We start from the raw sequence: 12,497 nt of genomic DNA, 5'->3' as shown, positions 1-12,497 counted from the left end.
CGAACGGCCCGGCGCAGCCGCGGGGCCCGCCCATGACGGGCGGGAAGGAAGCGGTCGGCGCGCGCTTCGACCCCGCGCTGATGCTGCGCGCCCGCGAACGCACCTGGCAGGCGCTGCACGGCATCCGCGAGCGCATGCGCCCCGGCATCGGCGAGGACGAGGCCAGGGCCGAGGCCGCCGACGTGTTCCGCGCGCTGGGCGTCGAGCGCCTGTGGCATCCGGTCATCGTCCGGATCGGCCCGAACACCACCCGCACCTTCCGCCAGCCTTCCGAGCCGGGCGTGCGGCTGGGCGAGGACGACAGCTACTTCATCGACCTTGGCCTGGTCTTCGACGGCCACGAGGGCGATGCCGGCGACACCTTCGTGACGGGCCACGCCCCGCAACGGCAGGCCTGCGCGGACGCGGCGCGGGCCCTGTTCCACGAAGTGGCCGGCGCCTGGCGCACGCAGGGGCTGAGCGGCCGCGCGCTGTATGCGTTCGCCGAGGAGCGCGCCCAGGCGATGGGCTGGCGGTTCAACCACGAGATCAAGGGGCACCGCGTGGGCGACTTTCCCCATGCCGTGCACAAGGCCGGCAGCCTGGGCGGGCTGGATGCCCGCGCTTCCAGCGGCCTGTGGATCCTGGAGATCCAGATCGCGCACCCGACCGAACCGTTCGGCGCGTTCTACGAGGACCTGCTGACCGATCGGGCGTGAGGCTCCGCACGGCGCCGCCACGCACCGGGGCACCCAACCGGGCGCCGCGTCACGGAAACCGCCGCCCGCTCTTGCCCCGTAGCCGTCGCGCCCACATCTACGGCGGATTCCGCTGCGCGCCGGGCATCGCTTGCCGCCATGCGCCGCCCCGTACCAGGGACGACGCTTCCGGAGGGCGCGACGACCGCCGGCGCCAAGCGGACACCCGGCCACCGGCCACGCACGACACCTGGAACGGAACCCCTGCCATGCCCCGACACAAACCGCTCGAGCTCTACCGCAACATCGGCATCATCGCGCACATCGACGCCGGCAAGACGACGACGACCGAGCGCGTGCTGTACTACACCGGCCGCAAGCACCAGATCGTCGACGTGCACGACACCAAGGACGGCAAGGGCTCCACCACCACCGACTACATGGAGCAGGAGCGCAAGCGCGGCATCACGATCCAGTCGGCGGCGGTGACCGCGGAGTGGAAGGGCCACCGGATCAACGTGATCGACACCCCCGGACACGTCGACTTCACCATCGAGGTGAACCGCTCGCTGCGCGTGCTCGACGGCGCCGTGGTGGTGTTCGACGGCGTCGCCGGGGTGGAGCCGCAGACCGAGACCAACTGGCGCCTGGCCGACCAGTACAAGGTGCCGCGCATCTGCTACGTCAACAAGATGGACCGCATCGGCGCCAGCTTCGCGCACTGCGTGAAGGGCATCCGCGAGCGCCTCGGCGCCAACGCGCTGCTGTGCCAGGTGCCGCTGGGCAGCAGCGACGAGTTCGTCGGCATGGCCGACCTGGTCGCCGGCGTGGGCTACCTGTGGGCCTCCGACGACAAGGACAGCGTGTGGGAGACCGTGCCGCTGGACGAGATCAAGGGACAGCTGAGCTTCGGCGCCAGCGCCGACAACGAATGGATCGCCGACCTGCCGAAGCTGCGCCAGGAGCTGCTGGAAACCGCGCTCGCGCTGGACGACGACGCCTTCGAGCGCCTGCTCGAAACCGGCGAGTTCGATCCCGCCGTGCTCAAGCATTGCATCCGCAGGGGCACCGTCACCGGCGAGCTGGTGCCGGTGCTGTGCGGCTCGTCGTACAAGAACAAGGGCGTGCAGCAGTTGCTGGACGCGGTGGTCGACTACCTGCCCTACCCCGGCGAGAACGGCGGCATCGCGATGGTCGACGAGGACGGCAACGTCGTCGGCGAGCAGGCAGTCACCGACGACGCGCCGGCGCGCGCGCTGGCGTTCAAGGTGATCAACGACCAGTTCGGCACGCTCACCTTCTGCCGCGTCTATTCCGGCGTGATCCGCAAGGGCGACACCCTGCTCAACGTCACCCGCGGCAAGAAGGAGCGCGTGGGCCGCATCGTCGAGGTGCAGGCCGACGACACCAAGGAAATCGACGAGGTTCGCGCCGGCGACATCTGCGCGTTCGTCTCGATGAAGGACACCGAGACCGGCGACTCGCTGAGCGACCCGGCACACCCGGCGCTGCTGGAGCGCATGCGCTTCCCCGACCCGGTGATCAGCGTGTCGGTGGAGCCGAAGAACCGCAACGACGTCGACAAGCTGTCCACCGCGCTCTACAAGATGGTCAAGGCCGACCCGTCGCTGAAGCTCGAAGTGGACAAGGAGACCGGCCAGACCGTGCTCAAGGGCATGGGCGAGCTGCACCTGGAAGTGACGGTGGACCGCATGCGCACCGAGCTGGGCGTGGAGGCCAACATGGGCAAGCCCAGGGTCAGCTTCCGCGAGGCGTTCGGCCGCACCGTCGAGCACACCTACACGCACAAGAAGCAGTCCGGCGGCTCCGGCCAGTTCGCCGAGGTGAAGATGATCTTCGAGCCCGGCGAACCCGGCAGCGGCGTGATCTTCTCCGACGAGATCGTCGGCGGCCGCGTGCCGCGCGAGTACATCCCGGCGGTGGAACACGCGGTCAAGGTCGAATCGCTGCAGGGCCAGATCGCCGGCTACGAAGTGGTCGACTTCAAGGCGCGCCTGGTCGACGGCAAGTACCACGACGTCGACTCCTCCGCGCTGGCCTTCGAGATCGCCACCCGCCAGTGCTTCCGCGAGGCGCAGAAGCTCTCCAGGCCGAAGCTGCTGGAACCGATCATGCGGCTCGAAGTGGTGATGGAGGCGGACTACCTCGGCGACGTCATCGGCGACATCAACCGCCGCCGCGGCACCGTCAGCGACCAGGGCCAGAAAGGCAACCAGGCCTTCGTGCAGGGCTTCGTGCCGCTGGCCGAGATGTTCGGCTACATCAACTTCCTGCGCTCCGCCACCCGCGGCCGCGGCACCTTCTCGATGGAATTCGACCACTACGAGGAAGTGCCGGCGAACCTGGTGGAGAAGCTGATGGAGAAGGAGGCGAAGTAAGGTTCCGCCTCGCCATCGAAGGATGGCTCCGAAAGTAAAAAAGCCCGAGGCATAGCCTCGGGCTTTTTCATTTGGAACCAATACCCGAGACATCCGGACCGCCGATGCAGACCCGGCAATTGCCTGTGTCTACCAACACTGCGCAACATGCGTGTCCACACGCGACCGGCCAAGGACAATTCGACGAAAAGAGGCAATGGCTACTCGCGAGCGCGGATGTCTGACGCATTCAATCAATCAAAGCGGACAAATGCCGATGCTAGAGTCGTATTTTGTCGTAACGCTTTGCCTTTTTATTTTGGGTTGCTCACCGGGCATAAAGTCGTCCTCGACGAATCGAGTGTCGCCATGTCAGATCATGGCTGCAAGCTCGTTAGGGCCAAGCATTTCCGCATCAGAAGATATGCATGCAAGTACGCATCGAACATGAAGCCCCGACCACATTAAAATTGTGGCAACAGCAATCAGGCCACCTGACCGATTCACGCCGATACGCACCGCCCGACCAAAACGGAAAGCCAGCATTACCGAAGACACAGTGCACGTAGATCAATTTTATCTATCCAGCCCGAAGCGATCCCACCCCAAGCATCAGGGGAAATGATCGAAAACAATAGCCGGCAAGTTTATATACGAGCGGCGACCGAGAGTGCCGCAGCAACGACGCACGACACTCCCGGCCACACAAATTGACAGCCCCGGCTTTAGTTTTTACCGAACCAGGGATTTCTTGTCACTCTTTGCCGCCTGCTTGAATATATCGCTCCCCTTCAGTATCTGCTTGGGGCTGGTCGAACCATTGATAGTCAGTTGCCAAAGGGTGGATATTTGGCCTTTATAATAAAATCCAGTCCACGAGGTGATTGAGTTGCACGATTCAGTCTGACTCTGCCACAAAGTTGCAAAGGATATTGCCGTTCCATAAATCCATCCAACCACCGGATATGCAATATCCCGGCAATTATAACCAGTCGCGCGATTGATGTAACGTCCCGATATCTGCCCCGCATCCGATATCGAGTCGATGTATAAAGTGGAACCGTTCTGATTGGTCCACACCGACAATGCCTTAATCGCCTCATTGCCGATGGAATCCGCGAACACACTGGTACTGGCAAGCACCAACATGGCGAGGAGGCCGCGAATGGTATTTTTCATGGTCGTCTGTCCTTCCTGTACAGATACACGTTGGCCTCGTTTTCTCAGCAGACATTGCATGACGAGGCGCACATGCAACGCATCTTCCTAGCCGCACCGAAGCATGAATAGAGGCACTTCCATCCGCGGCACGCCAGAAGTAAAGCCATCACGGGCCTGCCGACGAGTATTTCGATATAGGAGAACTATGGCGGTATTCGATTTATCTACTGTGACGCGTTGTGCAAAGCAGTGACGATGGATGGCATACGCATTCATGGATCGCCTTGTCGCGTACTGTCCGACAAGCCCAACCAGCAGCGCGACCCAGCAAATATAAGACAGATGTTCATCCTCGACCCGCAACGCTGTCAAGGGCAAGCAATTTCGATAATCCCGGCATGCCGAATTGCCGGCAATCAATGCATAACGCCCACATTCCACGACAGGACTGGCCTACCTGCCAGTGATTCCCACCGGCCTGAACAGACACGCAAAGCAACCGGCGGAAAGGCCATGCACCAATTCACGCTACAATTGCCGGTTCGCGCCGCTACCGCCCCTCTCCATGTCCGCCCACCTCCAAGAAACCCGTCGCCGCCGCACCTTCGCCATCGTCAGCCACCCCGACGCGGGCAAGACCACGCTGACCGAGAAGCTGCTGCTGTTCGGCGGCGCGATCCAGATGGCCGGCTCGGTGAAGGGCCGCAAGGCGGCACGCCACGCCACCTCCGACTGGATGGCGCTGGAGAAGGAGCGCGGCATCTCGGTCACCTCGTCGGTGATGCAGTTCCCGTACGAGGGCAAGATCGTCAACCTGCTCGACACCCCGGGCCACGCCGACTTCTCCGAGGACACCTACCGCGTGCTCACCGCGGTGGACTCGGCACTGATGGTGATCGACTGCGCCAAGGGCGTGGAGGAGCGCACGATCAAGCTGATGGAGGTGTGCCGCCTGCGCGACACGCCGATCATGACCTTCGTCAACAAGCTCGACCGCGAGGGCCGCTCGCCGATCGAGCTGCTGGACGAGGTGGAGTCGGTGCTGGGCATCGCCTGCGCGCCGCTGACCTGGCCGATCGGCATGGGCAAGCGGCTGAAGGGCGTGTACCACCTGCTGCTCGACGAAGTGCACATCTTCGAGCCGGGCAAGAACTTCACCCGCCAGGATTCGACCATCTTCAAGGGCCTGGACGCGCCCGGCCTGGCCCAGGCGGTCGGCGCGGAGGCGATGCAGGAGCTGCGCGACGAGCTGGAGCTGGTGCAGGGCGCCTCGCATCCGTTCGACCTGGACGAATACCTGGCCGGCAGGCTGACGCCGGTGTTCTTCGGCTCGGCGGTGAACAACTTCGGCGTGCAGTTGCTGCTGGACTTCTTCGTAGAACACGCGCCCTCGCCGCGACCGCGCGCCACGCTCACCCGCGAGGTGCAGCCGGAGGAGGAGAAGCTCAGCGGCTTCGTGTTCAAGATCCAGGCCAACATGGACCCGGCGCACCGCGACCGCGTGGCCTTCATGCGCGTGTGCTCGGGCACCTATACCGCCGGCATGAAGATGATCCAGACGCGCACCGGCAAGGAGGTGCGCATCGCCAACGCGCTCACCTTCATGGCCAGCGACCGCGAGATCGTCGAGACCGCCTACCCCGGTGACGTGATCGGCCTGCACAACCACGGCACCATCACCATCGGCGACACCTTCACCGAAGGCGAGCCGGTGAGCTTCACCGGCATCCCCAACTTCGCGCCGGAGCTGTTCCGCCGCGCGCGCCTGCGCGACCCGCTGAAGATGAAGGCGCTGCAGAAGGGCCTGGCCCAGCTCAGCGAGGAAGGCGCCACCCAGTTCTTCCGCCCGCTGATGTCGAACGACCTGATCCTGGGCGCGGTCGGCGTGCTGCAGTTCGACGTGGTGGCGTACCGCCTCAAGGACGAATACAACGTCGACGCCAGCTTCGAGCCGGTCACCGTGACCACCGCGCGCTGGGTGCACTGCGACGACCCGAAGAAGTTCGAGGAATTCCGCGAGAAGAACGCGATGAACCTCGCCCTGGACGCCGCCGGCGAACTGGTCTACATCGCGCCGACGCGGGTCAACCTGCAACTGGCGCAGGAACGCTGGCCCCAGGTGCGCTTCTCGGCCACCCGCGAGCATGCGGCGTCGGTGGAGCTGTAGGTCCGACCTTGGCCGTCCCCGCTCTCATCGGGGACACGCTCTCGCCGTACGGCTCAGCGCAGCCGCAATCGAGAAAGATCGCAATCTGGCGGTCCGACGTAGGGTTGTGCGGCGAACCAAGGCGGTGAACCTGATCCAGTTGGCTCGCCATTTGGTGAATTCCGTCATGATGGAACCATGGTTCGGCACGTTATGGTCAGCCAGTCGCCGCAGACCAAGGAAAGGTCGCCATGGCAAACGAGGACATGCACCTGAGCGCCACTGGCTACGCCGCGCTTCGGCGCAACGAAGGCGTCGTGATGGGCTGCTACCATGACGCCCGCGTCAACGGAAACTGCACATGGGGAGTGGGCACGCTGGAGCATTACGGCCCATGCACTGCCGAAGAGCTGCAACGCACGGTGACTCCCGCGCAGGTCAATGCGATCCTGGATGCAAGGGTCCGTGAAGCGGAGCGCATCGTGAAAGCATCCGTGCGGAACCAGGCGCTGGCCCAGGCGCAATTCGATGCAGCGGTATCGTTTGCCTACAACTCCCGTACCGTGAACGTACAGGCCGCACTCGCTCCAGCGGATCGTGGCGACCTGGCTGGTACGGCACGGGCCATGATGCGCAATGTCATGGTCATTCCACGCGATCCACAAGGCCATCGGATCGGCCCGGGGCGAATCAATCCAGGCCTGGTCAATCGACGCACGCGCGAATCGGCCCCCTTCGTCCGGGGCACGCCATGATTTCATGCAAGATGCTGCTGACCTTGGCGACAGCGTTCGCTACCGTTGGTTGTCATGCCCAGAAACCGCCGGTGTCAGCCGACGACTTCCACGGCCAATGGAAAGTGGCCGCTGTCGTCGGCTACGCCGACATGGGCGGCGGCGAGCCGCTAGGCAAGCAGCTGATGGGCAAGGTACTGACCGTATCCGCTGCGGAGATGAGCTTGAACCTCGACCGATGGGGCTGCACGGCGCATACCGGCTTCAGGGTAGGCGAGATCGAATCGGCATCCTTTCTGGACGAACAGGCCGGCGCCCGCCCTGAAGCCGCCCGGCTCCCGGCCAAGGTAGCGACCCTGCAAAGCGATAACTGCATTCCCGTCTTCTGGCTCGACGAAAACCACGTCGAGTTCGACTACCTGGGCGTATTCGCCAGGGCCGAACGCATTCCCTGAACCGTAAGACAGGTAGGGCTCTGGCCTGTCGGCTTCTTCCGGAAAGCCAGCCGACCAGATGCTCGAACCCCTTGTCGGCGCGACCGCGCCGCATACCTTCGTTTCGCAACATTCCGCCGTACCAGCCACGGGCCCGCCTACGGCTTTCTCCTGCGACCTCGTCCGATACGCCATTACATGCGCGCAAAGGGCTCGAGACAAAATCGAACCGCCACACGCCACTAGGCGCCACCCCGGCGCACTGCTAGCGTGCGGGCTTTCCAACGGGGAGCCATCGCCATGCCCGATACGCCGCTCGCCTTCGTCACGCCCGCCGCCGAGCCGCGCTGGAAGCGCCTGCTGGTCTATTCGCCGCTGGCGCGCATCGCGATCTTCGCCGTGCTTCTCGCGGCCTTCAGCTTCGCCACGGGTACCGCGCTGACGGCGGCGGGCATGACTGCCAAGGGCGCGCCGCCGCTGTCGCATGCGCTGGCGCAACTGCTCCTGCGCGCCTTGCCCGCGCTGCTGGCCTACCTGCTGCTGGTGCGGCTGGTCGAGCGCCGGCCGGTGAGCGAGCTGTCGCCGCGCCGTCTGCTGCCGCAGGGCATCGCCGGCCTGCTCGCCGGCGCCCTGCTGTTCAGCGCGGTGGTGGGCGTGCTTTGGCTGCTGGGCAGCTACCACGTCACCGGCACCAACCCGCACGCGGCATGGCTGCCCGCGCTGCTGGCGGTGGGGCTGGGCGCCGGCATCGGCGAGGAGATCATCTGCCGCGGCGTGCTGTTCCGCATCGTCGAGGAAGGCCTGGGCACCTGGTGGGCGCTGGGCATCTCGGCGCTGTTCTTCGGCGCCGCGCACGTCGCCAACCCGGGCGCCACGCTGTGGAGCTCGGCGGCCATCGCGATCGAGGCCGGCCTGCTGTTCGGCCTGCTCTACCACGTCACCCGCTCGCTCTACCTGTGCATGGGCGTGCATGCCGCCTGGAATTTCATGCAGGGCACGGTGTACGGCATTCCGGTGTCTGGCACGTCCGCCGACGGCTGGCTGGTGTCCACGCGCAGCGGCCCGGACTGGCTCAGCGGCGGCGTGTTCGGCGCCGAGGCCTCGGTGATCGCGCTCGGCCTGTGCTCGCTGTGCACGCTGGCCCTGCTGGTCCGGGCCTTGCGCAGCGGCAGCATGGTGCCCGCCTCGCACCGTCGCCGGGTGGCGTGAAGCCGCGCCGGCGGCTACCGCCGCCGACGGCGGCCGGCTAATCTGGCGCGGCTGCCCGCGCCGGACGTCCGCGCCCGGCACGATCGCTCCCCTGCCCGCCGGGATTCCGCATGGCCGCCGTTCAAGCAAACCCCCAACCCAGGCGTTACTCCTGGCTGGCCCACCAGCCGATCTCGCGGAAGATCCTGCTGGCTATCGGCCTGCTGCTCGGCCTGTTCCTGCTCACCAGCGTGGTCACGCTGAGCGCCCTGCGCAAGCAGGACGACAGCCGCCACTGGGCCGACCATACCTACAGCGTGCTGCTCGAACTGGACCAGGTGCAGCGCGCTGCACAGACCAGCCAGATCGGCCTGCGCGGCTACATGCTGGGCCAGCGCAAGGAAGAACTGGACAATTTCGAGGCCGGGAAGCGCACCCTGCAGGCCGCGCTCACCCACTTGCGCCAGCAGACCCTGGACAGCCCGCTGCAGCAGGCGCGGCTGGACCGCATCCAGGCCCTGTTCGAGCAGTGGCAGCGCGAGGTGACGGCGCTTGCGCTGGACCCGGTGCGCCGGCTGCAGGACGCCGATCCGATCCTGGTGGCGCCCGACATCAAGCGCATCCAGCTCAACTACCTGTCGCACCGCACCGCGCGCGTGGAGGACATCACCGCCGTGCTCGACCAGATGGCGGCGGCCGAGCGCCAGTTGCTGCAGGAGCGCAGCCAGCGGCTGCAGCGCAACCTCGACATGACCCGCGCGATCAACGCGGTCCTGGCCCTGGCCGGCCTGCTGCTGGGCCTGCTGGTGATCTCGCTGACCACGCGCCTGGTCAGCCGGCCGATCCGCCGCATGACCGACCTGATGACCCGGCTGGCCGCCCACGACCACGCCATCGAGGTGCGCGGGCTGGAACGGCGCGACGAGATCGGCGAGATCGCCCGCGCGCTGCAGGTGTTCAAGCAGATGGCGATCGAGACGCGCGAGCGCTCCTGGCTGAAGGGCCAGCTCACCGCGTTCTCGCAGCAGTTGCAGCAGGCCACCAGCCACCGCGAATTCGCCGAGCGGCTGACCGCCTCCCTGATGCCGCTGCTGCAGGCCGGGGTGGGCATGTTCTACGGCTACGACGCGGCGAGCCAGCGGCTCGACCTGCTCGGCAGCTACGGCCTGCGCCTGGGCCGCCACGCGGCGGAACGCTACGTGCCGGGCGAAGGGCTGGTCGGCCAGTGCGCGCAGTCGCGCCAGCCGATCCTGCTCGACCAGGTGCCGGACGACTATCTGCATATCGAATCGGGCAGCGGCGAGGCGCTGCCGCGCAGCATCACGATCCTGCCGCTACTGCTGCGCGACCAGTTGCTGGGCGTGCTGGAGCTGGCCGGCTTCCGGCCGCTGTCGCCGCTGCAGCGGCAACTGCTCGACGAGCTGATGCCGCTGGTGGCGCTGACCCTGGAAAACCTCAACCGCGCCGTCAACACGCAGGACCTGCTCGAACAGACCCGCGAGCAGGCCGACGAACTGCGCCTGAGCAGCATCACCCTGCGCCAGCAGCAGGAAGCCTTGCGCCAGAGCAACCAGACCCTGCAGGACAAGACCCTGGAGCTGGAGGAGCAGTCGCAGCGCCTGCTCGCCTCGGAAGAGGAACTGCGCGTGCAGGCCGAGGAGTTGCAGGCCTCCAACGAGGAACTGCGGCTGAAGACCGACACCCTGCACGAGCAGAAGCAGACCTTGCAGGAACTGCAGCGCGACACCGAGGAAAAGGCCCAGGAGCTGGCCCGCGCCAGCCAGTACAAGAGCGAGTTCCTCGCCAACATGTCGCACGAGCTGCGCACACCGCTGAACAGCCTGCTGATCCTCTCGCGCAGCCTGGCGGAGAACCGCGAAGGCAACCTCGACGGCGACCAGGTCGAGTCGGCGCGGATCATCCACGATGCCGGCAGCAGCCTGCTGCGGTTGATCAACGACATCCTCGACCTGTCCAAGATCGAGGCCGGCAAGATGGAGCTGTCGCTGCACGACTACCCGCTGGAGGACCTCGCCCGCAGCCTGCGCCGCAACTTCGACCACGTCGCGCGCGACAAGCGGCTGGAATACCGCGTGACGGCCGCCCCCGGGCTGCCGGAGCGGATCCGCACCGACCCGGTGCGGCTCGAGCAGATCGTCAACAACCTGCTCGGCAACGCATTCAAGTTCACCCTGCACGGCTCGGTGGAGGTGACCATCGGCCGCCCCGCCGGCGATCTGCCGTTGCCCGAGCGCCTGCTCGGGCGGCCGCTGCTGGCGATCTGCGTGCGCGACAGCGGCATCGGCATCCCGGCCGACAAGCTTGAGCGCGTCTTCAACGCCTTCGAGCAGGTCGACGCCAGCACCAGCCGGCAGTTCGGCGGCACCGGCCTGGGCCTGAGCATCTCGCGGCGGATGGCCGAGCTGCTCGGCGGCGACATCGTGCTGCGCAGCGAAAGCGGCCGCGGCAGCGAATTCACCCTGCTGCTGCCCGAGCGTCCCGCCGTCGCCGAGAACGGCGCCGCGACCACGACCGCGATCCCTGCCCCGCGCCCCGTCGTCGCGCCCGCCCTGCTGCCGGGCGACCAGTCGGACGACCGCGAGCGGATCGGCGCCGGCGACACCGCCATCCTGATCGTCGAGGACGACCCGGCCTTCGCCCGCATCCTGGCCGACATGGTGCGCCAGAAGGGCCATCGCGTCCTGCTCGCGGCGAACGGCGAGAACGGGCTGGCGCTGGCGCGGCGCTACCGGCCGCTCGGCATCCTGCTCGACGTGATGCTGCCCGGCATCGACGGCTGGGCGGTGATCGACCGGCTGAAGTCCGACCCGGCGACCCGGCACATCCCGGTGCACTTCCTCTCCGCCAACGACGACGCCGGCCGCGGCCGCGAGCTGGGCGCGGTGGGCTTCCTGACCAAGCCGGTCAGCCGCGAGGCGATCGACGAGGCGTTCGAGCGGCTGCTGCACTTCGCCGCCGGCCGCACCCGACGCCTGCTGGTGGTGGACGACGATGCCGCCGCGCGCCGCGCGGTGCGCGCCCTGCTCGACCAGGGCGACGACGTGGCGATCGACGAGGCCGGCTCGGCCGAACAGGCGCTGCAGCAGATCGGCCGCACCGGCTACGACTGCATCGTGCTCGACCTGGGCCTGCCCGGCATGTCCGGCCTGGAACTGCTGGAGCAACTGGCCGACGGCGGCAGCATCCCGCCGGTGGTGGTCTATTCCGGGCGCGAGCTGAGCCGCGAGGAAAACCTGAAGATCCGCCAGTACACCGACAGCATCGTGATCAAGGGCGCCCGTTCGCCCGACCGCCTGCTGGACGAGGTGAGCCTGTTCCTGCACAGCATCCGGCCCACCGCGCCGCGCCTGCAGGCGTCGCCCGGCGCGCACGACGAGTTGCAGGGGCACAGGCTGCTGCTGGTGGACGACGACATGCGCAACCTGTTTGCGCTGTCCAAGGTGCTGCGCGACTGGGGGCTGCAGGTGAGCCTGGCGCAGGACGGCCACAAGGCACTGGCCATGCTGGCCGAGGACGCCGCGCTGGAACTGGTGCTGATGGACATCATGATGCCGGGCATGGACGGCTACGAGACGATCCGCGCGATCCGCGCCCAGCCCGCGCACGCCCAGTTGCCGATCATCGCGCTGACCGCCAAGGCGATGCGCGGCGACCGCGAGAAATGCCTGGAGGCGGGCGCCAGCGACTACCTGTCCAAGCCGGTCGACATCGACAAGCTGGCGTCGATGATCCGCGTCTGGCTGCGCCGATGAGCCCGC

8 protein-coding genes are annotated in these 12,497 nt (G+C 66.6%); 7 read left to right on the top strand and 1 reads right to left on the bottom strand.

Going from position 1 to position 12,497, the window contains the following annotated elements:
- Window positions 1-32 precede the first annotated feature (32 nt).
- Together ASG87_RS03715 and fusA are read left to right on the top strand one after the other, a co-directional pair.
- Window positions 33-698, top strand: a complete 666-nt coding sequence (locus tag ASG87_RS03715; RefSeq protein ID WP_056001017.1) for a M24 family metallopeptidase — start codon at window positions 33-35, stop codon at window positions 696-698.
- 248 nt (window positions 699-946) lie between these two features.
- Window positions 947-3,076 (top strand): elongation factor G, encoded by a 2,130-nt coding sequence (fusA, locus tag ASG87_RS03710; protein WP_056001014.1) that lies wholly within the window; start codon window positions 947-949, stop codon window positions 3,074-3,076.
- 711 nt (window positions 3,077-3,787) lie between these two features.
- On the opposite strand, the gene ASG87_RS19135 is transcribed toward fusA, so the two are convergent.
- A complete protein-coding gene (locus tag ASG87_RS19135) occupies window positions 3,788-4,234 on the bottom strand; it encodes an avidin/streptavidin family protein (RefSeq protein WP_162258311.1) in 447 nt (148 codons plus the stop codon).
- 547 nt (window positions 4,235-4,781) lie between these two features.
- Here ASG87_RS19135 and ASG87_RS03705 point away from each other — a divergent pair.
- From ASG87_RS03705 to ASG87_RS03690, 5 genes are all read left to right on the top strand, one after another.
- Window positions 4,782-6,383 (top strand): peptide chain release factor 3, encoded by a 1,602-nt coding sequence (locus ASG87_RS03705; RefSeq protein WP_056001011.1) that lies wholly within the window; start codon window positions 4,782-4,784, stop codon window positions 6,381-6,383.
- A 230-nt stretch (window positions 6,384-6,613) separates the two neighbouring features.
- The gene (locus ASG87_RS19130) at window positions 6,614-7,117 is read left to right on the top strand and encodes a lysozyme (protein WP_082582732.1); all 504 of its coding nucleotides are present in this window, start codon (window positions 6,614-6,616) and stop codon (window positions 7,115-7,117) included.
- 11 nt (window positions 7,118-7,128) lie between these two features.
- Window positions 7,129-7,551 (top strand): hypothetical protein, encoded by a 423-nt coding sequence (locus ASG87_RS03700; RefSeq protein WP_056001008.1) that lies wholly within the window; start codon window positions 7,129-7,131, stop codon window positions 7,549-7,551.
- Between the two features lie 279 nt (window positions 7,552-7,830).
- The gene (locus tag ASG87_RS03695) at window positions 7,831-8,739 is read left to right on the top strand and encodes a CPBP family intramembrane glutamic endopeptidase (protein ID WP_056001005.1); all 909 of its coding nucleotides are present in this window, start codon (window positions 7,831-7,833) and stop codon (window positions 8,737-8,739) included.
- Between the two features lie 110 nt (window positions 8,740-8,849).
- On the top strand, window positions 8,850-12,491 hold the full coding sequence (locus tag ASG87_RS03690) for a response regulator (protein WP_056001001.1): 3,642 nt from the start codon (window positions 8,850-8,852) through the stop codon (window positions 12,489-12,491).
- Window positions 12,492-12,497: the final 6 nt, after the last annotated feature.

The sequence above is a fragment of the Frateuria sp. Soil773 genome (assembly GCF_001428405.1).
Classification (GTDB): domain Bacteria; phylum Pseudomonadota; class Gammaproteobacteria; order Xanthomonadales; family Rhodanobacteraceae; genus LMSL01.
The sequence above is the reverse complement of the archived record's forward strand: the minus strand, read 5'-3'. Positions and strand labels throughout refer to the sequence as shown.

What these genes read in the sequence shown, in the direction of transcription:
- ASG87_RS03715 (WP_056001017.1), top strand. Translation starts at nt 33, where the DNA reads ATGACGGGCGGGAAGGAAGCGGTCGGCGCGCGCTTCGACCCCGCGCTG.
- ASG87_RS03705 (WP_056001011.1), top strand. Translation starts at nt 4,782, where the DNA reads ATGTCCGCCCACCTCCAAGAAACCCGTCGCCGCCGCACCTTCGCCATC.
- ASG87_RS03695 (WP_056001005.1), top strand. Translation starts at nt 7,831, where the DNA reads ATGCCCGATACGCCGCTCGCCTTCGTCACGCCCGCCGCCGAGCCGCGC.
- ASG87_RS03700 (WP_056001008.1), top strand. Translation starts at nt 7,129, where the DNA reads ATGCTGCTGACCTTGGCGACAGCGTTCGCTACCGTTGGTTGTCATGCC.
- ASG87_RS03690 (WP_056001001.1), top strand. Translation starts at nt 8,850, where the DNA reads ATGGCCGCCGTTCAAGCAAACCCCCAACCCAGGCGTTACTCCTGGCTG.
- fusA (WP_056001014.1), top strand. Translation starts at nt 947, where the DNA reads ATGCCCCGACACAAACCGCTCGAGCTCTACCGCAACATCGGCATCATC.
- ASG87_RS19135 (WP_162258311.1), bottom strand. Translation starts at nt 4,234, where the DNA reads ATGAAAAATACCATTCGCGGCCTCCTCGCCATGTTGGTGCTTGCCAGT.
- ASG87_RS19130 (WP_082582732.1), top strand. Translation starts at nt 6,614, where the DNA reads ATGGCAAACGAGGACATGCACCTGAGCGCCACTGGCTACGCCGCGCTT.